Consider the following 22,404-nt stretch of genomic DNA (forward strand, 5'->3'; position numbering starts at 1 on the left):
TTCCTCCTAAAATGCTCTATTTTTCAAAATGATGTCTTTAATGCTCGAACCATTTGAACCTGGATTGTTCCAGTAACTCACTAAAAAGTCAAAATACCCATCAGGATAATTTTCAAAAGGTGTATCTGTTGGGATGTGGTTCAGCTCAGATTGAATCCCTCTGAGTTCATCTTCTGTCACACCGTCCAACTGCATGAGCTCCCTCAAAGGTTGAGGTATTACCTCAGTGATGTTAGAAACTTCTCTTGCAAAATTCGGAGTAACTGACGGTACAACCTGCGACATATTCACATCTAGGCTCGTTTGTTCCTGTGCTGGTCGCTCAACAGGATTTGGTCCCATAGTGCCTGCTTGAGGTTCTTGAGAGACAGAATCAGGCTGAGCTCGTACAGGTTGGCTTTGTGAGGTAAAGATATGGGCAATAGCCCCATAGTCCAACGGTAGCTCCTCTGGTAAACCATGACGATTTTTAGCATCCCAAGCAGGGTGATGTTGGGTATAGAGAACACGCTGACCACCTTGAGCTTTTTTCTTCCCATTATCGGTAGTCATAACAACCGTCTTATAGTTAGCAAAAAGCACCATATCAACCCATTCCTTGACCAGAGGTGCCGTTTGTGAGCCAGTCTTCTTACCCAACTTCAATTCCCAACGGTCATAAGCTCCCATTTCATCAGGTTGTTCAAACTTTCTCATTTGAGCATGAGCAGTCAAGACCACATTGATACCCAAGTCAACCAGCTCACTGAGAAGATTTAGCAAACGTCCTACTTCTTCCTTGACATAGGTGTAGCCCTTCCCCCAGCCAATTTCTTCAATCCCTCTGACATTGTGTTGAGCACAAACATCATCATTAACCAAGGTCTCCGCCCAGTCAATGGTATCAATGACCAAAGTCTGACAGACTGTTGGGTTAGCCTTAACCCAAGCAATCTGATTTTTTAGCATGGTGTAGCTAGTTGGTTTATCCAAGCGAGCCACATCCATATTATCCGTTGACCCTTCCGTGTCGATAAAGAGCGGATTTGGGAACTGAGCGGCAAAGCTCGACTTACCAATCCCCTCAGGTCCGTAGATGACTACTCGCTGCGCCCGCGCACGTTTGCCTCGTGTAATTTGCATGTGTTACTCCTTTCTAAAATGTCCAATTAGGTGCCCCCGCTGGTTGAGCAGGTGCTGGCTGATAGTCTGGATTCTCCAAAGAGTAGCCGTCTTCGATGATAATCGCGCACTCTTCCCCAGTTGACACACGGGTCGCAATGGCCTGCAAACCCTCACGTTCCAGCCATGCACCAAACTCTTCCAAGGTCTGTTTGTCCATCTGCTCCAATTTATCGATGAGGACGAAACCACATTCTGGCTTGAGCTTGCGGACAATAGCAGTTGCCACCGTGAGTTGTTGGCTTCCTGACATGTTATCCCACTCCTGACCAAGATAGAGCAATTTTCCATCATCTACCATCAAGCCCTCAAGAGGTAAATCGGCATTCGTCAACAAGTCGCGTTTTTCTTGCCTTACCGCTTCAATCTTCGTTGTTAATTCAGTGTACTTGACACGCTCAGCCTTGGCATCATCTTCGGCTTTTTCTTTATCTAAATTAGCTCGAACACGACGGTTCACCTCATCAATCTGAGCAATGTTCTCCTCAATTTCTCTGGTTGATTCATCATGGAGATCCATAGTATCCATTTTTGCGATAGTCAAATCATCAGTCAATTGTTGCAGCTGCTTTTCAGCTTCACTGAGCTTGCGTTTGAGTTCATCAACTTCATTCTGTTTGAACGCATGGTTTTGCTCGATGACTACTAGCTGTTGCCGTTTACGAGCATTCTCACCGTTTTTCGCCAAAATAGATTGTTGTTGTGCAATGAGCTCTGAAATACTGATAAGCTCCTTTGGTGCGTCAGGATAATGTACCTGCTCCTTAGCAAATTTTTCCTTCTGGTCAGCAATGACACCGATAGCATGTCGTTGGTTATAAAGTTCTTTCTCTTTGATTTCCAGTTCTGCTAACACATCACCAAGACCGATAATCTGCAAGAGTGTATCTGCTTTTTCCTTTGGTGTACTTTCCATGAACTTAGGAAGATTGATAGATAGTTCTTCGACAAAACTATCTAACAACTGCTGCCCCGCCTTCTGACCATTAGGGTCAATAACCTTGAGGCTCGCATTCTTACCTTTACGCTCAACCACCAGACCGTTTGACATGGTGATTTTTAGAGTAGGTGGTACTTGTGACCCCTCACGCATCGCTTGACTAGGCTTGTACTTGTTGCCACCCAACGCCCAAGCAATAGCGTCTAACACACTGGTCTTGCCTTGGTTGTTATTCCCACCAATAATCGTCAACCCCTTAGCAGCAGGCTCGACCTTAACCGCCTTAATACGCTTGACGTTTTCAATTTCTAATTTATTGATCGTGACCATTTTCGAAATCCTCCCCGCCAATTCTAAACGAACAAACTTCAATAGTCTTCTGCTCTGTCACAATCTCACTATTTGCAAGAGCAAAACCTAACAGAGCATTCGTGACAGAAGTTAATGTCATATTACATTTTTCAGCTATCTCCACAATATCATTGTAAAAACTCATGTCACAACCAATCCGGCCATAGCCTGTTGATTGGGTACCAATTGTTTTTCTAACAGCCATTTTCTTCTCCTTCTTGATAATCTAAAATCCGTTGCAAATCCTGATAATGCTCCTCATCTCCTGTAGCATTCCATCGCTGTAAGGACTGGAGCAAAAGTTCCATTCTCGTTAGAGTTTTTATAGTTTCACCTCCCCAGACGTCCCATCCCAAACCAAAATCCGAGCAATATCGCCCAAATGTTCAAAGTCCCCAGTCTCTACATAGTGACCAAACGACATCACCATCTGCTCAATCTTAAACCGTATCATCTCACACCTCCAAGCTGTCCAAATCAACCACCAGACCCCGACCATCGTCCAAGTCCTGCTCTAACTGCCAAGCCAACTGACCAAGCGCATCCCCAAAGCGCAACTTGTCTCTGCTGGATAGATTGCTCTCCTTGAGACACTTGAACACAAAATCAATCGCTTGTTTGAGTAAAAATTGCTTAATCACCGTAATACTCCTTTCCTGCAATAGCGGTTCTGAACATCCGCTCCAAACGCTGACTATTGGCTAAATAGCTGTCTTTTAATCTTACCGCCTGCCTATCCAGCTCATGCACGCGATCCACCGACTGAAAAGCCAGATGAACTGCCAACATCGAAACCAGTATCGACAGCCCGCAAATCACCAACAAACCACCGATAAGTGTCTCCTGTCGCCTAGTCGTCTTTTCTAACAATTTCAGACGATAGTCGACCTCCTTTTGGTTCGACTCAACCGCCCTGACAGACTTCTCCAGCCTCGTCAGCCGTGACGGCGTGTTAACTTCATTTTTTTTCATTTCTCTTCCTTTATTTTTCGACCTTGTCCAGAAGTCTTAATTTTTATCAGCTAGCCAGTTCAAAACCGCCAGCTTTTTCCATTTCTTTCCAGGAAGCTCTTTAGGAAAACCCAGAGCCTCATATTCGTGCTGATAAGCTCTGAAGGTTTCAGGGCTCATGTTTAATTTCTCGGCAACTTCTTTCAAATTATAGACGTCTGCCTCAAGTTCCATCAGCCGAAGCTGAACCAGTTTATCAAGAGTTTCAAGGATAACCCCCTTTAACCACTCAATAAAACCATCAAAAACCTTTTCCATTTTAGCCTCCTGTGGTATAATCTAAGTAAGTATTTTTAGTTAGCGACTGTTCCCACAGTCGTTTTTTTTGTGCACTAGGCATAACCTGCCGTTTTTGCAAACACACTCCATTCATTTCGACGAGTATGTCCGCAAACATAAATAGTACCAGACAAACCATCAGTGACAACGACATATAAACAATCGTTTGGTGGGATATCGTCTTTATTCTTATCGTACAAATCAGATAGTCTGATATCGCATTCCGTCTGCACATCTAGTTTTGTCAGATTTCCAAAGACAATATCGCCACGAAATACAGTCACGATCTCTCCACAAATACGTGTATCAGCACTGACTATACTTCCTAAGACAACTGGATTGTATCCGCATGGAATTCCTCGCAAGTTTTCGTCCATTTCTCCTCCTTTCATCTAAATTCGTCTAGGCTGATGTCTAATGCATCAGCGAGCTTGACCATATTCGCCCAGGACAGTGATTTAATTTTGCCCCTTTTCAGATCAGCGAAATGACTCTTGTTAATTCCTGAACGGATTGCCAACCGATTCATATTCAACTGGCGCTCTTCCATTAGTTGAGATAACTTTTCCCACATATATATCAAAAACACAACATCTAGTGCTTATAAAGTTTTCCACAACCACATGTTGTGTTTTTCTAACCTTTCTGATATAATAGCTTTGTGAGTAAACCTTTACACTCTTTATTCACACAAAAATCAACACGGAAAGGAGGTGATTATATGAATATAGAAGAACAAAATTTACAACATGTGTATGTATCGCCAAGCGACCATCCTCAAGGTTATCAATTTATTCCCAAAGGTAATCTAGTCTATAAGTTTGTAAACAGTTCAGACCGATTATATTTTCAAAGATTTTATATTTTTGATGACGGAACAATTGTTTTAGATGAGGTTTCGCAAGGTCAAATTACTATTAAATCTAATAATGAGTTCACAGTTGAAGGTGATTTTATTAGATTTGTTTAGTTGAGTCTATTTGTTCTTTAGTCCAATTCCCAAGGACTATTTTTCCTGAATCTACTGTTACCGCAGTAGGTTCTTTTTGTCTATACGGATACCGTTTAGGTCTCATCCCCTCACCTCCTTCCTATGCCACTTCCTCGACCAGCAACTTCTCCATAAAGTAAACCTGGCCCTTGCCCGTCATCTTCGGTGTTTTGCTGATGGTGATATGTCCGTCCGAATGATTGATGGTCGTCTCCTTGATTTCAAACAACCCCATATCCATACTTCGTTGAGTTGGCATATTCCAACTATTACCCTTTCGGTTGATTAAAAAACCATGTTCCCGCAACCAAGCAAACAGACGGTTCTGACCGATGTTCTTGCCGTTCTGACGGAGCAGTTTGGCAAAGTCACCAATCAAGATAGAGGTCTGGCTGGCTGAGACGGCGTTGGCAAACAGAACCTGAGGTTTTTGTTTTTCCAATTTAGCCTCAAGCGATTTGACTTGATCAGTTAGACTTTGCAAAAAATCTCCTAGAGCTTTAGGGTTGCTGACCAATTCAACTGCCTTGTAATCCGTAACGTAAGCACCTTGCTTGCGAATTGTTGGCAAAACCTCTGCGGTGACCCAATCCGCAAACTTTTCTGCTTCTGGCTTCCGAGACTGGAAAACCAGTTTGTAGAAGTTAGCTTCGTTGATAAAGTTTGCTTGTTGAGTTCCGCCATTAGTAAGGAGGTCGGTAGTAGCTACCCCCTTTGGATTTAATCGAGAAACCACGTCTTTGTGATTTTTAATATCCAAGATGTGACAACAATCTTTGAGATTGAAGTAGACCTCGCCGTTAATATCAGCTGTTCTAATTTGACCAAATTGGTCATTTTTGAAAATTTGTAATTCCATATTATACCTCCGTATCAATTTCTAGTTTATAGACCGTCTTTCTCTTACCGTCTGATGTCTCGGTAACAATTCGGGTCAAAGTCATATCCTGCTTGTCCTTAGGGTAAAGAATCCCATACATAACGACCCACATGAACAGTTCGCCCCATATCTGCTTTTCTTTCGGAAGCGAGGTAAGCAAAGAGGATATTTTATGTTCCACTCCCCTCACCCCCTTTCTTCGACCATTTCGGAAAATGGCAGAGCTATTAAAAATATGTTATACTGAAATAAAAACGTGAGGTTCGCATGCTAGACTATTTTGTCATTTATAAGTGTATTTTAGAGGTTATCCATGACGAGCGTATCAACGATGCCTTCCAACTGTTTGAATTCTTATCTGAAAAAGAAGAACTTTTCCAAATGAGAGAAACTTTTCCAAAACAACTGATGGTTGAGGCAACCCTTGAAGTTCTTGATAATCTTATTGATGATGGTCTAGTTATCGCAAAACGTTATCCAACAGTTGACGGGACGTTGTACCAAATCAATAGGATATCAACGGCTGGACATTCTTACCTACGAGCTTTAGAAAACTCTGATACAAAAACAAAAGCAAAGGAATTTCTAAAGTCAGAAGGTTTGCCATTCACCCCAAGCAGTATCTCAAAAGCAATAGCTAATTTACTCTGGTAAATTATCGTCGAACTTGTAAACCTCTACAGGTTCTTTTTGTTTATGAATCCTTAAATAGTCGCTAATCGCGATAGTAATCGTGACTTGCATGCTATCTTGATCTACTTTTACAGAGTCCTTAATAACATAAGGGACTCGGTAATCATTAATAAAAAGTGCATTATCATACTCTGTAATTGAATTTTTCATTCTTCCTCCTTCCTACCCGCTGGTTGCGGGGATATCAAAACGGTTAAACCGTGTTGTTTGGTAGAAAGTTAATGTCAGCGTAACTGACATTGTATAACTCTTCTAACTTCTTTATTTCAGAGACATCAGGAAACGATTTACCGTTTTCCCATTTGCTCAATGTAGAAGTAGCAATATCTAACTTTTGAGCAACTTCTTCTTGTGTCATTTTCGTCCCTGCTCGAAGCATTCTCAAAGTCAACTTCAAATCCCCTCACCCCCTTTCTATGTGATATAATGAAAATAAAATGATTGGAGAAATCTTATGGATAAAAATAATTTGCGTTGCCCATTCTGCCAGCAAGGTGCAACTGAAACCTATGGAACCTACAAGGAAGAGAGTTTATCCTTCCGACAAGGAAAGGCTATGAAAATCAATGACACTGTAAGCAACGGTGATGATGAAATCCTAGTTCAATTCTTTGCTTGTCCAAATGCAGACTGCCACAAAATTTCCATCGATATTCAAGGTGTTGGGAAACAATTCCCAGACAAAGGCATCAGCTTCTACCCGCTTTCCGAAGCTATCCAGTTCCCAGATTACGTCCCCCAAGTTATTCTTGAGGACTATAACGAAGCCTGCGCCATCTTAAACCTTAGTCCCAAAGCCTCAGCAACCCTGTCACGGCGTTGCTTACAAGGCATGATTAGAGACTTCTGGGGTGTCACAGGAAAAAGTCTTTTTGACGAAATCAAGTTGATTGAGGACAAAGTCGATGTAACCACCAGAAAAGTCCTTGATGCCCTCCGCCAACTCGGAAACATTGGGGCTCATCCAGAAAAAGATGTCAATCTGATTGTTGATATTCAACCAGGAGAAGCGCTAAAACTGATTCGCTTCATCGAAGTATTGATTAAAGGCTGGTATGTTGAACGTGCAGAAAAAGAAGCACTTCTCCAAAATATCCTCACAATCAACGACGATAAGCAATTACTCAGACGAAAATAGCAGACTACTTTGCATGCGAAGATACTCACGCCAAGGGTCAATTTCGTAAATCAATTCATGGTCAAAATTAAAATACTGCTCAACTGTCCGTCCTGGATCTTCTGGGGTTCCTGCCCCACGAAAAACAGAAATTTTAACCAGCTTGACCACTTCGCTGTCGACTGTTTGTTGAATGCTACCGCTAGTTTCTTGAGTCATAACTTATTCTCCTTCCTACCTCTTTTTGGACTTTTTCTTATATTTCACAATCTGTCTGGTCACAAAAGATACCACCAAAAGACCACCTAACACTAAGACGACTTTTTCCATCTTGCTTTCTTGGGCAGATGATGATACACTAAAGATAAGAGGTTGGGGCTTTCGCCCCTTGCTCTTACTTTTTGTTGTGCAAGTTCCGCCTGTGCTCAAGCACTTGTTTGTGCCATAAGCGGGCTTCTCTTGCTAAGCCTAGGACGATGATTGGAAGTGTGAGTTCCTTATCGACTAGGCTTTTTATGATGTGTTCCATCATCCGCCTTTCCTCCTTCTTTTTGTTAAGGTCTTTATCAACCTTACGAGACTATTATAACACGGTTTAACCGTGTTGTCAACACAAAAACCCCGATTTTTTTATTTTTTTTATTTTTATTTGACAAAAACACGGTTTTCCCGTTATACTATAAATGTAGAGAACGGAGGTAACTTATGACTAGTTCACTCGGAAATAAAGAAATTATGGCAACTAATATCAGAAGACACCTTAACAAATTAGGGATGAATGTCAAAGATTTTGCCACAACAATGAACTTCAAATATACAACTGTCCTCGACTGGGTCAATGCAAAAACCTACCCTCGAATTGACAAAATAGAAATGATGGCCAATTTCTTCAAGGTGGAAAAGTCTGACCTCGTGGAGGTGTATTCTCCTAAAACCAAAACCTCCCCAGGTTCACAGACGCCCACAGACGAACTCACAGCGACGATTATAGAGACAGTGAGGGAATTATCCCCAGAGGGTAAAAAAAGCGTCCTAGGCTACGCTAGAGAGGTTCTAGAACGTGAGGAGGACGAGGCAACACTCGCAGAGCAACTGCTCTTCACAGTCTACTACACGTCTGCCGCCAAAGCAGGACCCACAGGCTTCTCTTACGATGACTACGACAACGACAAGTACGTCTACACCGATGAAGAGCCACCCCGCTACGATATCGCCACCATGGTTGATGGCTGGTCTATGGCACCAGACTATGACGACAGCGACATCCTCTACCTCAGAGACTACGGCACTAGCCACTACAACGGTCAAGAGTGCGTCGTCGTCGTCGATGATAAGAACTACTTCAAAAAAGTCTACACCACCGATGAGGGGCTACTTCTGGTCTCCATCAACGAAGACAAAGACCAGTTCCCAGACTTTACCATCCCCTTCCCACCAAGCGAAGACACCCACATCAAAATCTTTGAGGTAGTCGGCAGCTTCACACCGGTGGAGGGGCAACATGATCCAGGAAGAGTTTAGGAATATAGTTGGTTTATAGTAAAGGAGTAAATATGGTTAGTATCCCGCTAAAACAAAATCTATTCAAAGAGAAAATGACTGCTCTAAAAATTGTAAATACAGGCAATGGTCAGCTGTTAAGTACTATCAACAATTTTGATTTCTATCCTGGCTCTGTATCTTTAGTGGCTTTCTTAGATTTTTTTAATTTACGACCTGATACCAATTACATACTATCTGTTTCAGCACATTTCCCAGATGGTACAAACTATCCAGTCCACGCCACGAGAGTAAATATTGCAAACCAAGATTTTGTCTTACTGAAAGATGGATATGGAAAAGCTACAGGAAATTTTGATTTCAATTTTACAATTCAGGCTCCAAGTGACTTCTTGTTTTTATTTGTATTGCTAGATGAAAATGGTAAAGAAGTTGACACAGCATATAGCTATCATCATTTTGGCTTATGGGAGATGATATGATGGAAGCACAGGACAATTTTAAAAGCAAGCCTACAAATATTGCGTATTTAAATAATGCAAAAGCAGAAACAAAAGCACCCCCGTCACACATTAATGGTATAATAGAATCAAGAAAACAACAGGAGGAATCTATTATGTCACAGGAAACATACACTAAATCTGAAATAGATTTGAAATTTGACAAAATCAGTACGGATGTTCAGCATAGCTCGGAAAAATCGGATTTAAAATTTGACGCATTGACCAAACAAGTTGATTTAAAATTTGATAATTTTGAAAATAAGTTAGAGAATTTATTTGCTAATCTTAAAGTTGATTTAGCCAATGAAAAAATAGAATCTCTAGAACAAGCTCGTAAAGATAAGAGAGAGCTTATTTTATGGTCTATAGGAACAGCAGTTGCTATTTTAGGAATACTCATTCCTTTAATTTTGAACAAATAAAAAAACCCACCACTCTCCCCGACCAAAGTTTGAGTGATGGACTTAGCCTGTATAGTAAAAACCAGCTTTTCAGTAGGCCTCTTTACTATACCCATTTTAACACCTGAAAGGGGGTGATGTCAACCTCTCCGACGTGAAAAAGACCTTGTCCAGAAGTCATCACAAAGGAGAAAAACAATGACAAAAATACCAACAAATTACCCAAATATTTTTACTTACAGCACCACCAAGGGCAAACGTTACTACATCAGGCGCTCTTTCATGATCAACGGTCGCAAGCAAGAGGTTACCAAGAGCGGTCTCAAAACCCTTGCCGAGGCACGGTCAGCCCTCGCGGAGATTGAAAATAAAATCGACCAAGGCGACTACCACATCAGCAAAAACCTGACCGTTGACCAGTTTTGGGAAAAATACTACGATAAAAAGACTAGAACTGGTCAATGGGCACCTGACACCGAAGCCAACAAGGTCAGCATCTATACCAACCACTTCCTTCCCAAATATGGTCACGTCAAGCTCAAAGACCTCAACCGTGAGGACTACGAGCTCTTCATCAATGGCATGCTCAAGACCCACAGCAAACATAGCGTCAGACAAGCCCATGGGATTTTCATGGCTATTCTCAACGATGCTGTCGCCTGTGGCAATCTGACCCAGAATACCTTACAAAAAATTTACATTGGAGAGAGCCATATTCTACCCCAAAACCGCAAGCTCAAGTTGGCTGATTTCAAAATCATAGACCAGACAGCTCGCAACCTCTTCGGCGATTACGAGTACACCATCTTCCGTAGCACCTACTTTGGCCTGCGAAAAAGTGAAGTCGCAGGTATTCAGCTCAAAACGCCCGTAGAACGGTCAGACGGTCGCCTAGAACTCCATCTAACAGCTTCAAGGACAAACCGCCGTGATGGGCGGAACAAGCAGGGTCTGGAACAGATGAAAACCAAAGACTCCCGTCGTGTTGTCGTGCTAGACCAAAAAACAAGCAACCTTTTCCGCACGGCTATTCAAACCTCACGCCATCTGGCTAAGGAGCAGGGACGAATACTGAACCCAGATGATTACCTCTTTCTTGCCCACTATCCTAACGCTCATCGTAGGGGGTTCCCTATTCCTATTAGTCGTGTTGAAGACCTTTTTCATCAGGTAGAAAAAGCTTGCGGTATTTATGTCCGTCCGCACATGATGAGACACTTCTTCGCCTCCCAAGCTGTCGCCTCCGGTATTCCGATTGAACATATGGCAGCCGCTCTTGGTCACTCAACAAGTTATATGACCGAGAAGTACACCCATATCCAAGAAGAAATATCGGCCAGCGTAACTGATAACTTCCTCAAAGTAATCCAATAAAAAAGAGGGGAATAATCCCCCGATTATCCCCCCTAGCTTTCAATTTATATCAGTTTCGTCCTGCTTTTTCTACGCACCACATACACAAAAGGATGTAAAAAAGCCGATTTTGATGGATTTTCACCGAATAAAACGATATAGCTATATTATACCAAAAAACCAGCCTATTGGCTGGTTTTAGGTTTAGTCTTGGTCTGGTTGATAGGCTAAAATATCGCCTGGCTGGCAGTTGAGCTCACGGCAGATAGCTTCTAAAGTAGAGAAACGAACGGCTTTCGCCTTTCCTGTTTTCAAGATAGACAAATTAGCGGTCGTGATGCCTATCTTTTCAGCCAAATCCTGTGATTTCATTTTTTTCTTTGCTAATTCCACATCTAGGTTCACAATAATCATCGACTAACCTCCTAAATGGTAAAATCATTTTCTTCAGCGATGGCGTTTGCTTGCTCAAGAATTTTAGAAATGGTAAAAACTGCCAGAGCTGCTAGGAGTGTCAATAAATCAATGCCTCCTACTGAAATCTCACCAATAACACCAGTCACACTAATAAAGCCGTTTATAAGCAATACAAGTGACGCTTGGCGGGTCAAGGTAACATTAGCAGGAACAAAAATTTTACCCACCACAAGGTTCTGGCAGAATTTTCGGATTAGAATCATCAACATTAAAATTAGAACTCCATGAAAAATACCCACCCATAAGAAAATAGGATGTGGAATATCTGGAAATTTACCAGTGATGGTTCCACCTGTGCTTGCTGCCCAACTTGTTAATATTTTCCACCCCTTATCAACACCGTTAATACTAAAGAAAGTTGCCAGTGCTACACCAACAGCTAAACCGATACTTTGAATAATCGCTATCACTTTCAAGATAGGTACGACAATTTTTAAATATGATAATTCTTTTTTCATGATGAAACTCCTTTTGATGTATTTGTTAGTTAGATATTAAGAATAGTTACAAAGCCAATAAATCGTTTTCAGAACTGATTAAATCATTATTTTTACCTCTTTTCAACTCTTTTTTATTGTTTATCAATATGTTGTCGACATCTTTAGTATACCACAAAAAAATTCTTTTGCAACACTTTTTTATTAAAAAACAATAATTTTTTAACCTTATTCAAAATTTACAACCTTTGACTGGTGATTTGATAGCTTTGCAGCTGAACTTTTCCCAATTTTTTGCTATAATACCTCTTATGACAAAAAAAGTAATTGCTATTGATTTAGACGGCACACTCCTTCGCCGTGACCACACCATTTCAGAAAACAGTGTTAAGACGATTCAACAGGTTATCGCCAAGGGGCATACAGTTGTCATTGCTACAGGGCGCCCTTATCGTATGGCAAAAGCCTACTATAAACAGCTTGGGCTGACCTCCCCGATGATTAACTTTAACGGAGCAATGTTACATATCCCTGAAAAAGCTTGGGCAGGTGAACATGCCATTACCATCGATCGCTCTTACCTCCTTGAGTTACTGCAGGAAACCCATCGATTCGAACTAGACTTCGTCGCTAGCGAATACCGCGACCATTTCCTCGTCACTCTAGATCAGCGGGATAAGATTGATCCAAAACTTTTTGGGCTCAATGAGCTGAGCGATGACCTCTTGCTTAACCCAAATCAGCTACTCGCAGATCCTCTTGCATTGTTAGTGCAAACCCGTCACGAGGATAAGTACCAGCTGGCAAAAGAGATTAAAGCCTATTTCAGGCATGAGATTGAAGTTGATTCTTGGGGCGGACCCTTAAATCTGTTAGAGTTTTCACCCAAAGGCATCAACAAAGCCTATGCTTTAGAGCGATTATTGACCAGTTTAGGACGGTCCAGAGAAGACTTGATTGCTTTTGGCGATGAGCAAAATGACACAGAGATGCTAGCTTTTGCAAACGTTGGCTATGCCATGAAAAATGCCAATCCCATGCTCCTTGAATATGCTGATCAACAGATTTCATATACTTGCGATGAAGACGGGGTCGCCCAGCAACTTCGTGAATTGTTTTTGTAAGTTTCAGAAAAATATCGAAAGCAAAAGGTAAGCATTTTCAATTAATTGAAAAAATAAAAATATTTTCGAACAAGCAGAAACAATTGTTATGTTACTTTTGTTCATGTTTTAACAAACTGAACTACCCAAAAACTCCTAAAAACAGGCTATCTAGCTTGTTTTTTCGTTTTTGTTTACTCGCTCACTTATAGGTTAACTTGATTAATTATTATAATTTCTACCTATTGACAAGAAATTGAAATCGTTTTACAATAATGACGTTCTTGACTTTCTTTGACATGGTTAAGAAGGACTTTTAACACAATAAGAGGCTATTTTAGTCATGTCAATGAAAAATAATTTAAAGGAGGAAATTCAAGAATGGGTATCGGTATTGTTATTGCCAGCCATGGTGAGTTTGCTGCTGGCATTCACCAGTCAGGTGCAATGATTTTTGGCGAACAAGAAAAAGTACAAGTCGTGACCTTTATGCCAAACGAAGGTCCAGATGACTTGCACGCAAAAATCAGTGCAGCTATCGCTCAATTTGACGCCGATGATGAAATCCTTGTCCTCGCTGACTTGTGGAGTGGTTCGCCATTTAACCAAGCCAGCCGTGTCGCAGGTGAAACTCCTGAACGCAAGGTAGCTATCATCACAGGCCTCAACCTGCCAATGTTAATCCAAGCCTACACAGAGCGCCTGATGGACGCTAGTGCTGGTGTCGAACAAGTGGCAGCTAATATTCTCAAAGAAGCACGCGAAGGGATTAAGGTTCTACCTGAATCACTCGAGCCTGCATCAACAACTGCCGCACCAGTTGCAGCACCAGTTCGTCAAGGAGCTATTCCTGAGGGCACAGTCATCGGAGACGGCAAGCTCAAAATCAACTTGGCGCGTATCGACACCCGCCTCTTGCACGGTCAAGTGGCAACTGCTTGGACACCGGACTCTAAAGCCAACCGTATCATCGTTGCCTCAGATACTGTCGCCCAAGATGAACTGCGTAAGCAACTTATCAAGCAAGCTGCACCAAACGGGGTGAAAGCAAACGTTGTGCCGATTAGAAAACTCATTGAAGCGGCAAAAGACCCTCGCTTTGGTGACACGAAAGCATTGATCTTGTTTGAAACACCTCAAGAAGCTCTCGAAGCTATCAAGGGTGGTGTGCCAATTCAAGTCCTCAACGTTGGTTCAATGGCGCACTCGACAGGTAAAACCATGGTCACAAACGCCTTGTCGATGAATAAGGCCGATGTGGCAACGTTTGAAGAGCTACGCGACCTCGGTGTCAGCTTCGACGTTCGCAAGGTGCCAAATGATAAACCTGGCAACCTGTTTGACTTGATTAAAAAAGCAAATGTGAACTAACTTTTCTTTGTTAAACTCAAAACTGAATTCGGACTAAAAATGCTCCAAAATTTGGTCAGCTCCTAGATGGCAATACCATCGGCGGATCTGCCTGCGGATTTTATCGCATTTTCTTAACGTCCTTATGTCTTATGAAATTGAACACGGGTTAAATCCTGTGTGAAAAAGACCAACTCTCCTAGAAACTAGCGTTTCTTCGTCTAGTTGCCTATTTTCACTGTGGATTTTTAACACCCTTTGTATCTTACTGAAAGGATAAAATAATGGATATTTCAATTATTTCTGCTATTTTAATCGTCGTGGTCGCCTTCCTAGCTGGTATGGAAGGTGTCCTTGACCAATTCCAATTCCACCAACCCATCGTGGCTTGTACCTTGATTGGTCTGGTGAGTGGTAACCTAACTGCCGGTATCATGCTCGGTGGTACCCTCCAGTTTTTGGCTCTTGGTTGGGCTAACATCGGTGCTGCGGTAGCTCCTGACGCGGCTCTGGCTTCTGTAGCTTCTGCTATCATCTTGATCAAAGGTGGCGACTTCTCAAACAATGGTATCCAAGTCGCACAAGCCGTTGCTATCCCTCTAGCTGTTGCTGGTCTTTTCTTGACCATGATTGTCCGCACGATCTCCGTTGGTTTGGTGCACGGTGCCGACGCAGCTGCTGAGCGCGGTGACTTTGCGGCACTTGAGCGCTACCACTTGGTTGCTCTCTCTCTTCAAGGTCTGCGTATCGCTATTCCTGCGGCGCTCTTGATTGCCGTTCCTGCTGATGCTGTACGTGCCATGCTGGAAGCTATGCCTGATTGGTTGCAAGGTGGTATGGCTGTCGGCGGTAGCATGGTTATCGCGGTTGGTCTTGCCATGGTTATCAACATGATGGCAACCCGCGAAGTTTGGCCGTTCTTTGCTCTTGGTTTTGCTCTGGCTGCTGTCAGCGACTTGACCTTGATTGCTCTTGGTGCCATTGGTACAGCCCTTGCCTTCATCTACCTCAACCTCTCTAAAAAAGGCGGTAACGCTGGTAACGCTGGTTCAGGTGACCCAATTGGCGACATTTTAGAAGACTACTAAGAAGGGGGATAAAAACATGTCAGAAAAAGTACAATTAACCCTGAAAGACCGTCAGAACATCTGGTGGCGTTCTCAGTTCCTTCAAGCTTCTTGGAACTACGAACGGATGCAAAACTTGGGTTGGGCCTACACTATGGTGCCAGCCATCAAAAAACTTTACACTAAAAAGGAAGACCAACAAGCGGCACTTAAACGCCACATGGAATTCTTCAACACGCACCCTTACGTGGCAGCACCAATCGTCGGTGTTACCCTCGCTCTTGAAGAAGAGCGTGCTAACGGTGGTCAAGTAGACGATGCCGCTATCCAAGGGGTTAAAATCGGGATGATGGGACCTCTCGCTGGTATCGGTGACCCTGTTTTCTGGTTTACTGTTCGCCCAATCCTCGGTGCCCTCGGTGCTTCCCTTGCCGTATCAGGTAACATCATCGGTCCACTGCTCTTCTTCATCGCTTGGAACGCCATCCGTATGCTTTTCCTCTGGTACACCCAAGAGTTCGGTTACAAATCTGGTCGTGAAATCACTAAAGACATGTCAGGTGGTATCCTTCAAGACATCACCAAAGGTGCCTCAATCCTTGGGATGTTCATCATCGCTGTTTTGGCAGAACGCTGGGTATCCATCAAGTTTGCCTTTAACGTTTCAGAAGTGCAATTAGATGATAAAGCATTTATCCACTGGGATAAATTGCCAGAAGGTAGCGAGGGAATTCGTGAAGCCTTTGCCCAAGTTGGTCAAGGTCTCTCTCAAACACCAACTAAGATAACTAGCTTCCAACAAAACTTAGACGGTCTCTTACCAGGTGTTATGCACTTGCTCTTGACCTTCCTATGTATGTGGTTGCTCAAGAAAAAAGTATCTCCAATCACCATTATTGTAGGTCTCTTCATCGTTGGTATCTTGGCACGCGTTACAGGTATCATGTAAGATGGCAAACCCTCACATAGTGAGGGTTTTATGCTATAATAGAAACAGCAAAAGGAGATACGATGGCACAATCACTCAACACAACTGTTCTTTTTCAAACAACTGGCGTGTCCTACGCAGACATCGGTAGCAAGGTCGGCAAATTTCTCATTGGCGACAAAGCAATCGAATTTTACCCAGACACCAATGTCGAACGCTACATCCAGATTCCTTGGGGCAACATTCAGCATATCGGTGCGAACGTTCATGGAAAAACCATTAGCCGACATTTTGAAATCCAAACTGACAGCGGAAAATTCCTCTTTGCCAGCAAGGACTCTGGTAAGATTCTGAAAATCGCTCGAGAGAAGCTTGGCAATGACAAGGTGATTAAATTGCCAACACTCTTGCAGACAATCGGTAAAAAAATCAAGCAAGTATTTGCCAAATCGTCCTAAATCAAGTATAATAAGACCAACGGATAAGTAGTGTGTCCTTTTCTTTCAGAAAGTCTGCGGTAGCTGTGAGCAGATAGAAAAGACAGATGAAATTCTACCGTGTAGACAACTCAATCACTAATCAAGGCACTTGTGCGAAGCTGGATGGAACCGCGTGAACACGCTCCAGCAGAAACACTGGTGCTGTTTTTTTATCAAGGAGGTCATCTTGATCAAACTCATTGTCCATGCCTTTATCGATCAAACAGATGGGGTTGTAGAAGTTGTTTTTGCGTCAACCGATTCGGCACGCGTCGAAGAAAAGTTGCAACAGCTTCAAGGGCAATACCCTAGCGACTACCTCGCCATCTACGATTTACCGCTAGATACGGACTTGACGACCTTGTCACACTACCCATCTGTTGCTATCAGCCTTGATGACTTTAAGGCTTAATCACTTATTTTTTGGAGGACTCTTATGTTAGATATCAAACGACTACGTACTGATTTTGACGGTACAGCTAGCAAACTCGCCCAACGTGGGGTAGACCGCAAGGTATTAGAAACCCTCAAAACCTTAGACGAAAAGCGCCGTGAACTCTTGGTCCAGTCTGAAGAAGCTAAGGCCAAGCGCAACAAGTCTTCCGAGGCTATTGCAACTGCCAAACGCAACAAAGAAGATGCCAGCAGCCAAATCGCTGCCATGCAAGAGCTAGGGGCTAACATCAAAGCGATCGATGCTGAATTGACCAGCATTGATGAGCAAATCAGCCAGACCATCGCTATCCTGCCAAATACTGCCCACGATAGCGTCCCTGTGGGAGCAGATGAGGAAGACAATGTGGAAGTCCGCCGTTGGGGGACACCACGCACCTTTGACTTTGAACCCAAAGCTCACTGGGACCTGGGCGAAGACCTCGACATCCTAGACTGGGAACGCGGGGCAAAAGTCACAGGTAGCCGCTTCCTCTTCTACAAGAAATTAGGAGCTCGATTAGAGCGCGCCCTCTACAACTTCATGTTAGACGAGCACAATGCCGAAGGCTACCAAGAAATCATCACACCATACTTGGTCAACCGTGATTCCATGTTCGGCACAGGTAATTATCCAAAATTCAAGGAAGACACCTTTGAAATCGCAGACGACGAGCGTCCGTTGGTACTGATTCCGACAGCCGAAGTTCCGTTGACCAACTTCTACCGCAACGAGATCATCGACGGCAAGGATTTGCCGATTTACTTCACCGCTATGAGCCCATCTTTCCGCTCTGAAGCTGGCTCTGCTGGTCGTGACACCCGCGGTCTCATCCGCCTTCACCAATTCCACAAGGTGGAGATGGTCAAATTTGCCAAGCCAGAAGAGTCTTACGAGGAATTGGAAAAAATGACCGCTGACGCTGAAAATATCCTGCAAAAACTAGGACTGCCTTACCGCGTTTTAACCCTCTGCACAGGCGATATGGGCTTCTCAGCGGCTAAGACTTACGACTTGGAAGTCTGGATCCCTGCGCAAAATGCCTACCGTGAAATTTCCAGCTGTTCCAACACCGAAGATTTCCAAGCCCGTCGTGCCCAAATCCGCTACCGTGACGAAGATGGCAAGGTCAAGCTTCTCCATACCCTCAACGGTTCAGGCTTGGCAGTTGGTCGCACCGTGGCAGCCATCCTTGAAAACTACCAAAATGAAGACGGTTCTGTCACTATCCCAGAAGTCCTACGTCCTTACATGGGTGGGGTAGATACGATTACCGCACCATAACCCATGAAAATGCACAAGTTCAGGAGACCTGATTGCCTGCTCTTGTGCGTTTTTTCCTATTGGATAACGGTTTAAGAAACGATTTACAAAGCCACAAGATTGCCCTGATTGTTAGCTGGACCGCTTTTTTGCTATAATAGAAGACATGAAGATTACTAAACTTGAAAAGAAAAAACGTCTTTACCTGCTAGAGCTAGACGACACAGAGAGACTTTACATCACCGAGGATACCATTGTTCGTTTCATGTTGACCAAGGGCAAGGACATTACCGATGTGGAACTAGAGGACATTCGCCAGTTTGCGCAATTTTCCTATGGTAAAAATCTCGCCCTCTATCACCTCTCTTTCAAACAGCGAACAAGCAAGGAAGTCCGTGATTACCTGATGAAGCATGAGATTGACGAAGGTATCATCTCGACCGTTATTGACAGCCTGACTGTCGATAAATGGCTGGACGATGCCCGCTATGCCCAGCAACTGATTCAAGGCAATCTCTATTCTGGTGACAAGGGGTCATTTGCACTGAAACAAAAACTGATACAAAAAGGGGTTCCTCTGAGAGTGATTGAGGCTGCCTTAGAGGAGTCTGATTTTACTGAGGTTGTTGAACGGCTCGTCAACAAGGCCATCCGAAAGTATAGTGGTAAACTACCACAGAAAGCGCTCAAAGACAAGCTCACCCAACACCTACTCAACAAGGGTTTCTCCTATCAGACAGCAAGCTCCGCCATTGCGTCAGCAACAATTGACACCGACGAAGAGAAAGAGGACGAACTCTTGCTGGCGGAACTCGAGAAACAAGAGCGGAAATACAGCAGAAAATACGAGGGCTATGAACTGAAACAGCGGGTAAAGCAGGCCTTAGCTCGGAAAGGTTATTCGTTTTCCGCCATTGACCGTGCCTTTCGGGATTATTTTTAGTGCGTTTTTAGTCAGATTATGGTAAAATAACGTGGATAAACTTTTTAGAAAGTTGGTAAGCGGATGAAGTTACCTAAAGAGGGCGACTTTATTTCGATTCAGAGTTATAAGCATAATGGCCAGCACCATCGCACTTGGCGAGATACCATGATTCTAAAAACCACTGAGCATGCGGTTATTGGGGTCAACGACCACACTCTGGTCTTGGAAAATGATGGGCGGCGCTGGGTAACACGAGAACCAGCTCTGGTCTATTTCCATAAGAAATTTTGGTTTAATGTGGTTGCCATGATTCGAGATGAGGGGATTTCTTATTATTGCAATATGGCTAGCCCTTATATTCTCGACCAAGAGGCGCTCAAGTATATCGACTATGACCTCGATGTCAAAGTATTTACTGACGGAACAAAAAAGCTGCTGGATATTGAAGAATATGAGCAGCATCGTCGTCAGATGGGCTACCCTACTGATTTGGACTTGATCCTAAAGGAAAATGTGAAAATCCTCGTTGACTGGATCAATCAAAAAAAAGGCCCCTTCTCAGAAGAATACGTTAAGATTTGGTACAATCGCTATCTGGAATTGAAAGGTCGCTAACCCTAAAAAGCCACCAGCGAGACAGCTGGTGGCTTTTTAGAACTTATTAGTCAATCCTGTCAAAATCGTAGGTGATCGTGTAACGGGCAGTCTGACCTGCTTTCAAAATAATATCCCCAAAATCAGCATGGTTGACCGCATCAGGTAAGGTTTGGGCTTCCAGAGCGATTCCTTCATGTTTCAAGTTTTCTCGCCCATTGCTTCGGCTGAAGACGACACCTTCCTCAGGGAAGTTAAAACTGTAAACCACCAGACCATTACGCTCAGAGTAAACGGTGACCTGATTGCCACTCATCTGATCAGTCAAGATAGCAATAGGATTGGTCTCAGGAACAAGGACCTCAAAGGCATCGTCTAACCCACCTGTGAGGCTGATTGCTTCAATAACTGATGTGCTCTTCCGAAAATCATAAGGTGTTCCTGTGACATCCAGACGTCGCCCTGTCGGAATCAAATGCTCATCTGTTTCAAGCCGGGCATTAGCAGCGATAAACAAGGTATGCCGCGCTAAATTATCCTGCTCACCTAAGTTAAAGTAAACATGATTAGTCGGATTGAAGAGGGTATCACTGGTCGCCTCACTACCCTCATAAGTCACAGTGAGACGGTCGTGATCATCCAGCACATAAGTTGCAGTGATGGTCATATCTCCAGGAAAGCCATCAAGGGCAGCCAAGGCACGATAGCTAAAACGAACGCCTGACTTGCCTTCTTCTTCAATAACCTCGTAATCCCAGACTTGGCGGTGAAGACCACAAGGTCCACCATGTAGGGTATTCCCGTTATTATTGGCTGGTAAATGGCAGAGCTCACCATTGACTATGGCTTGACCAGCCTTTATCCGACCAGCCACCCGACCGACTGTCTGACCAGCACAGATGCCATTTTTAAGGTAGTCACTAGGCAGCTCATGCCCCAAGACTAAATTAGTCAATCGACCATCAGGTTGAGGGAAATAAAAACTTTGCCAAGTCGCTCCCAAGGTCAGAAAATCCGCCCGAGTTCCTCGGCGATTTGACAAGGTAATTTGATGAATCTCCTGCCCATCAATCGTTTCGATAAGACGTGTACTAACTGCCATAAAGACTCCTTTTGACATAATAAATTTTATACGTCTATTGTAACTCTTTTTAAGTTTTTTTTCAAATGAAAATTTGAAAACGATTAACTCGTTTAAGAAGTAAGCTAACAGGCAGTATAAGAAATCAGCTCAGCTATTTACCGTATCACTAAAAAAGTACCAAAAACAAAAGGTGTCAAGTCATCTTGCCTGAGGAGAGATAGCCCTTTGTTAAACAAACCTTCCCAAGGTACTCACCCGATTGAAGAATGGTCACTTGATTTGGAAAAATCAGAGCCATAAGACCGAAAAACCAGGTTGTTGGATACCAGACCAGCATAACTTCAGTAATAAATCGTCGGTTATTACCACGCTCTTGATAGCGCCATTTGTATTCTTGCCTCAACTGCCAGGACGGGACAACCACATGAAAACTCTGATCCGACCATGTTCGCATGGCCAACAGCAACCACAGCATCATGTTAATCGCAACTAGCACCAGATAACCTTTTTCATGATAAAACTTAGCTTGTTGGACATATTTTTTCTTGTATCCTTTAGAACTCAATGGCCGTCTGATAGCTTTTCGTTGCTCCTTTGTCAGGTGTTGCACAGTACTGTTATCGTATTTGATTTCAGATAGCTCCAAATCAATGGCCCTATCATTCTTCTTGGACAATGTTGTTTTCCCTGTCCCTGGGAATTCGAAAATGATCATACCATTCTCCTATCCACGGTTGATATGAGCAATTTTACCATAACATCTAGAAAAAAATAGCATTTGAACACCGTAAACAAAAAGTTCTAATGGAGTACAAAAACATACTAAGATTAGTAGTGAGGAAATCTCCGACGGGAGAGAGTACTCACTACTTTTTTCATTCTCAAGATGATAAAGTAGAGGTGTCTTGTTAAGTCGTGGGGCTTTTTGACGCTAGACGTCGCAACAAAAACTGGCAAGACACCTGTTTTAGAAAGAATGTTATCAAAGTATGTGGGACGCTAGACGTCGAGTATTGAAAATGACATCTCTAAAACAAGGAATCATTCAAGACAAAGAGGTAGTATCATGCGTGCAGTTTTCGGG

34 protein-coding genes are annotated in these 22,404 nt (G+C 43.1%); 16 read left to right on the forward strand and 18 right to left on the reverse strand.

Annotated features, from left to right (window positions below):
* Nucleotides 1-6 precede the first annotated feature (6 nt).
* From A3GW_RS0108185 to A3GW_RS0108230, 9 genes are all read right to left on the reverse strand, one after another.
* Nucleotides 7-1,122 carry an ATP-binding protein gene (locus tag A3GW_RS0108185; RefSeq protein ID WP_018368802.1) on the reverse strand — a complete coding sequence of 372 codons (1,116 nt, stop codon included), beginning with the start codon at nucleotides 1,120-1,122 and terminating at the stop codon, nucleotides 7-9.
* Nucleotides 1,123-1,135: 13 nt separating this feature from the next.
* Nucleotides 1,136-2,431 (reverse strand): AAA family ATPase, encoded by a 1,296-nt coding sequence (locus A3GW_RS0108190; RefSeq protein ID WP_018368803.1) that lies wholly within the window; start codon nucleotides 2,429-2,431, stop codon nucleotides 1,136-1,138.
* Nucleotides 2,415-2,657: a hypothetical protein gene (locus A3GW_RS0108195; RefSeq protein WP_018368804.1), complete on the reverse strand. Its 243-nt coding sequence runs from the start codon at nucleotides 2,655-2,657 to the stop codon at nucleotides 2,415-2,417. Before A3GW_RS0108195 ends, A3GW_RS0108190 begins: the two co-directional genes overlap by 17 nt.
* A gap of 117 nt (nucleotides 2,658-2,774) precedes the next feature.
* Nucleotides 2,775-2,906 carry a hypothetical protein gene (locus A3GW_RS12130; protein ID WP_018368806.1) on the reverse strand — a complete coding sequence of 44 codons (132 nt, stop codon included), beginning with the start codon at nucleotides 2,904-2,906 and terminating at the stop codon, nucleotides 2,775-2,777.
* A 1-nt stretch (nucleotide 2,907) separates the two neighbouring features.
* On the reverse strand, nucleotides 2,908-3,093 hold the full coding sequence (locus A3GW_RS0108210; protein WP_018368807.1) for a hypothetical protein: 186 nt from the start codon (nucleotides 3,091-3,093) through the stop codon (nucleotides 2,908-2,910).
* The gene (locus A3GW_RS0108215; RefSeq protein ID WP_018368808.1) at nucleotides 3,086-3,424 is read right to left on the reverse strand and encodes a hypothetical protein; all 339 of its coding nucleotides are present in this window, start codon (nucleotides 3,422-3,424) and stop codon (nucleotides 3,086-3,088) included. The genes A3GW_RS0108210 and A3GW_RS0108215 overlap by 8 nt, the downstream gene beginning before the upstream one ends.
* A 36-nt stretch (nucleotides 3,425-3,460) precedes the next feature.
* Nucleotides 3,461-3,721, reverse strand: coding sequence for a helix-turn-helix domain-containing protein (locus tag A3GW_RS0108220; protein WP_018368809.1), 261 nt, complete (start codon nucleotides 3,719-3,721; stop codon nucleotides 3,461-3,463).
* 74 nt (nucleotides 3,722-3,795) lie between these two features.
* Nucleotides 3,796-4,134, reverse strand: a complete 339-nt coding sequence (locus A3GW_RS0108225) for a hypothetical protein (protein WP_233275322.1) — start codon at nucleotides 4,132-4,134, stop codon at nucleotides 3,796-3,798.
* Complete coding sequence (locus A3GW_RS0108230) at nucleotides 4,131-4,316, reverse strand: helix-turn-helix domain-containing protein (protein ID WP_026216664.1); 186 nt, start codon at nucleotides 4,314-4,316, stop codon at nucleotides 4,131-4,133. The genes A3GW_RS0108225 and A3GW_RS0108230 overlap by 4 nt, the downstream gene beginning before the upstream one ends.
* A 147-nt stretch (nucleotides 4,317-4,463) precedes the next feature.
* Here A3GW_RS0108230 and A3GW_RS0108235 point away from each other — a divergent pair, with 147 nt between their 5' ends.
* Complete coding sequence (locus A3GW_RS0108235; RefSeq protein ID WP_018368812.1) at nucleotides 4,464-4,712, forward strand: hypothetical protein; 249 nt, start codon at nucleotides 4,464-4,466, stop codon at nucleotides 4,710-4,712.
* Nucleotides 4,713-4,833: 121 nt separating this feature from the next.
* On the opposite strand, the gene A3GW_RS0108245 is transcribed toward A3GW_RS0108235, so the two are convergent.
* Nucleotides 4,834-5,592: a phage antirepressor gene (locus tag A3GW_RS0108245; RefSeq protein WP_018368814.1), complete on the reverse strand. Its 759-nt coding sequence runs from the start codon at nucleotides 5,590-5,592 to the stop codon at nucleotides 4,834-4,836.
* Between the two features lie 288 nt (nucleotides 5,593-5,880).
* Between A3GW_RS0108245 and A3GW_RS0108255 the strand changes: the two genes are divergently transcribed.
* Nucleotides 5,881-6,267: a hypothetical protein gene (locus A3GW_RS0108255; RefSeq protein WP_018368816.1), complete on the forward strand. Its 387-nt coding sequence runs from the start codon at nucleotides 5,881-5,883 to the stop codon at nucleotides 6,265-6,267.
* Here A3GW_RS0108255 and A3GW_RS0108260 read toward each other — a convergent pair.
* Both A3GW_RS0108260 and A3GW_RS0108265 read right to left on the reverse strand, forming a co-directional pair.
* Nucleotides 6,256-6,456: a hypothetical protein gene (locus A3GW_RS0108260; protein ID WP_018368817.1), complete on the reverse strand. Its 201-nt coding sequence runs from the start codon at nucleotides 6,454-6,456 to the stop codon at nucleotides 6,256-6,258. The genes A3GW_RS0108255 and A3GW_RS0108260 overlap by 12 nt on opposite strands.
* A 43-nt stretch (nucleotides 6,457-6,499) precedes the next feature.
* Nucleotides 6,500-6,685, reverse strand: a complete 186-nt coding sequence (locus A3GW_RS0108265) for a helix-turn-helix domain-containing protein (RefSeq protein ID WP_149036286.1) — start codon at nucleotides 6,683-6,685, stop codon at nucleotides 6,500-6,502.
* A 75-nt stretch (nucleotides 6,686-6,760) separates the two neighbouring features.
* On the opposite strand from A3GW_RS0108265, the gene A3GW_RS0108270 reads away from it, so the two are divergent.
* Nucleotides 6,761-7,444 carry a DUF4145 domain-containing protein gene (locus tag A3GW_RS0108270; RefSeq protein ID WP_018368819.1) on the forward strand — a complete coding sequence of 228 codons (684 nt, stop codon included), beginning with the start codon at nucleotides 6,761-6,763 and terminating at the stop codon, nucleotides 7,442-7,444.
* On the opposite strand, the gene A3GW_RS0108275 is transcribed toward A3GW_RS0108270, so the two are convergent.
* Together A3GW_RS0108275 and A3GW_RS11900 are read right to left on the reverse strand one after the other, a co-directional pair.
* Complete coding sequence (locus tag A3GW_RS0108275; protein WP_018368820.1) at nucleotides 7,427-7,642, reverse strand: hypothetical protein; 216 nt, start codon at nucleotides 7,640-7,642, stop codon at nucleotides 7,427-7,429. The genes A3GW_RS0108270 and A3GW_RS0108275 overlap by 18 nt on opposite strands.
* 175 nt (nucleotides 7,643-7,817) lie before the next feature.
* Nucleotides 7,818-7,955 (reverse strand): hypothetical protein, encoded by a 138-nt coding sequence (locus tag A3GW_RS11900; RefSeq protein ID WP_018368821.1) that lies wholly within the window; start codon nucleotides 7,953-7,955, stop codon nucleotides 7,818-7,820.
* A 173-nt stretch (nucleotides 7,956-8,128) separates the two neighbouring features.
* Here A3GW_RS11900 and A3GW_RS11575 point away from each other — a divergent pair, with 173 nt between their 5' ends.
* The 4 genes from A3GW_RS11575 to A3GW_RS0108300 all read left to right on the forward strand — a co-directional run bounded on the left by A3GW_RS11575 (nucleotide 8,129) and on the right by A3GW_RS0108300 (nucleotide 11,201).
* The gene (locus tag A3GW_RS11575; RefSeq protein ID WP_018368822.1) at nucleotides 8,129-8,944 is read left to right on the forward strand and encodes a LexA family transcriptional regulator; all 816 of its coding nucleotides are present in this window, start codon (nucleotides 8,129-8,131) and stop codon (nucleotides 8,942-8,944) included.
* A gap of 32 nt (nucleotides 8,945-8,976) precedes the next feature.
* On the forward strand, nucleotides 8,977-9,405 hold the full coding sequence (locus A3GW_RS0108290) for a hypothetical protein (protein WP_018368823.1): 429 nt from the start codon (nucleotides 8,977-8,979) through the stop codon (nucleotides 9,403-9,405).
* Nucleotides 9,402-9,848 (forward strand): hypothetical protein, encoded by a 447-nt coding sequence (locus A3GW_RS11015; protein WP_018368824.1) that lies wholly within the window; start codon nucleotides 9,402-9,404, stop codon nucleotides 9,846-9,848. The genes A3GW_RS0108290 and A3GW_RS11015 overlap by 4 nt, the downstream gene beginning before the upstream one ends.
* A 177-nt stretch (nucleotides 9,849-10,025) precedes the next feature.
* Entirely contained in the window at nucleotides 10,026-11,201 is a 1,176-nt protein-coding gene (locus A3GW_RS0108300; RefSeq protein ID WP_018368825.1) for a tyrosine-type recombinase/integrase, read from the forward strand.
* A 183-nt stretch (nucleotides 11,202-11,384) separates the two neighbouring features.
* Here the strand turns inward: A3GW_RS0108300 and A3GW_RS0108305 are convergent, their stop codons facing one another.
* Both A3GW_RS0108305 and A3GW_RS0108310 read right to left on the reverse strand, forming a co-directional pair.
* Nucleotides 11,385-11,594: a helix-turn-helix domain-containing protein gene (locus A3GW_RS0108305; RefSeq protein WP_018368826.1), complete on the reverse strand. Its 210-nt coding sequence runs from the start codon at nucleotides 11,592-11,594 to the stop codon at nucleotides 11,385-11,387.
* Nucleotides 11,595-11,605: 11 nt separating this feature from the next.
* Nucleotides 11,606-12,115 (reverse strand): hypothetical protein, encoded by a 510-nt coding sequence (locus tag A3GW_RS0108310; RefSeq protein ID WP_018368827.1) that lies wholly within the window; start codon nucleotides 12,113-12,115, stop codon nucleotides 11,606-11,608.
* A 290-nt stretch (nucleotides 12,116-12,405) separates the two neighbouring features.
* On the opposite strand from A3GW_RS0108310, the gene A3GW_RS0108315 reads away from it, so the two are divergent.
* The 9 genes from A3GW_RS0108315 (at nucleotide 12,406) to ntdP (ending at nucleotide 20,257) form a co-directional block, all read left to right on the forward strand.
* Complete coding sequence (locus A3GW_RS0108315) at nucleotides 12,406-13,218, forward strand: Cof-type HAD-IIB family hydrolase (RefSeq protein WP_018368828.1); 813 nt, start codon at nucleotides 12,406-12,408, stop codon at nucleotides 13,216-13,218.
* Nucleotides 13,219-13,578: 360 nt separating this feature from the next.
* Complete coding sequence (locus A3GW_RS0108320) at nucleotides 13,579-14,568, forward strand: PTS sugar transporter subunit IIB (protein WP_018368829.1); 990 nt, start codon at nucleotides 13,579-13,581, stop codon at nucleotides 14,566-14,568.
* Between the two features lie 260 nt (nucleotides 14,569-14,828).
* Nucleotides 14,829-15,635: a PTS mannose/fructose/sorbose transporter subunit IIC gene (locus A3GW_RS0108325; RefSeq protein ID WP_026216669.1), complete on the forward strand. Its 807-nt coding sequence runs from the start codon at nucleotides 14,829-14,831 to the stop codon at nucleotides 15,633-15,635.
* Between the two features lie 16 nt (nucleotides 15,636-15,651).
* On the forward strand, nucleotides 15,652-16,563 hold the full coding sequence (locus tag A3GW_RS0108330; protein ID WP_018368831.1) for a PTS system mannose/fructose/sorbose family transporter subunit IID: 912 nt from the start codon (nucleotides 15,652-15,654) through the stop codon (nucleotides 16,561-16,563).
* A 62-nt stretch (nucleotides 16,564-16,625) separates the two neighbouring features.
* On the forward strand, nucleotides 16,626-17,000 hold the full coding sequence (locus A3GW_RS0108335; protein WP_018368832.1) for a DUF956 family protein: 375 nt from the start codon (nucleotides 16,626-16,628) through the stop codon (nucleotides 16,998-17,000).
* Nucleotides 17,001-17,208: 208 nt separating this feature from the next.
* Nucleotides 17,209-17,433: a hypothetical protein gene (locus A3GW_RS0108340; RefSeq protein ID WP_018368833.1), complete on the forward strand. Its 225-nt coding sequence runs from the start codon at nucleotides 17,209-17,211 to the stop codon at nucleotides 17,431-17,433.
* A gap of 24 nt (nucleotides 17,434-17,457) precedes the next feature.
* On the forward strand, nucleotides 17,458-18,738 hold the full coding sequence (gene serS / locus A3GW_RS0108345) for a serine--tRNA ligase (protein WP_018368834.1): 1,281 nt from the start codon (nucleotides 17,458-17,460) through the stop codon (nucleotides 18,736-18,738).
* A gap of 145 nt (nucleotides 18,739-18,883) precedes the next feature.
* Nucleotides 18,884-19,660 carry a recombination regulator RecX gene (gene recX, locus A3GW_RS0108350; protein WP_018368835.1) on the forward strand — a complete coding sequence of 259 codons (777 nt, stop codon included), beginning with the start codon at nucleotides 18,884-18,886 and terminating at the stop codon, nucleotides 19,658-19,660.
* A gap of 63 nt (nucleotides 19,661-19,723) precedes the next feature.
* Nucleotides 19,724-20,257, forward strand: coding sequence for a nucleoside tri-diphosphate phosphatase (ntdP, locus tag A3GW_RS0108355; RefSeq protein WP_018368836.1), 534 nt, complete (start codon nucleotides 19,724-19,726; stop codon nucleotides 20,255-20,257).
* 46 nt (nucleotides 20,258-20,303) lie between these two features.
* Here ntdP and A3GW_RS0108360 read toward each other — a convergent pair whose 3' ends face one another.
* Both A3GW_RS0108360 and A3GW_RS11020 read right to left on the reverse strand, forming a co-directional pair.
* Nucleotides 20,304-21,338: an aldose epimerase family protein gene (locus tag A3GW_RS0108360; protein WP_018368837.1), complete on the reverse strand. Its 1,035-nt coding sequence runs from the start codon at nucleotides 21,336-21,338 to the stop codon at nucleotides 20,304-20,306.
* Nucleotides 21,339-21,513: 175 nt separating this feature from the next.
* Nucleotides 21,514-22,035 carry a hypothetical protein gene (locus tag A3GW_RS11020; protein ID WP_018368838.1) on the reverse strand — a complete coding sequence of 174 codons (522 nt, stop codon included), beginning with the start codon at nucleotides 22,033-22,035 and terminating at the stop codon, nucleotides 21,514-21,516.
* Nucleotides 22,036-22,404: the final 369 nt, after the last annotated feature.

Source organism: Streptococcus entericus DSM 14446, assembly GCF_000380025.1.
Classification (GTDB): Bacteria; Bacillota; Bacilli; order Lactobacillales; family Streptococcaceae; genus Streptococcus; species Streptococcus entericus.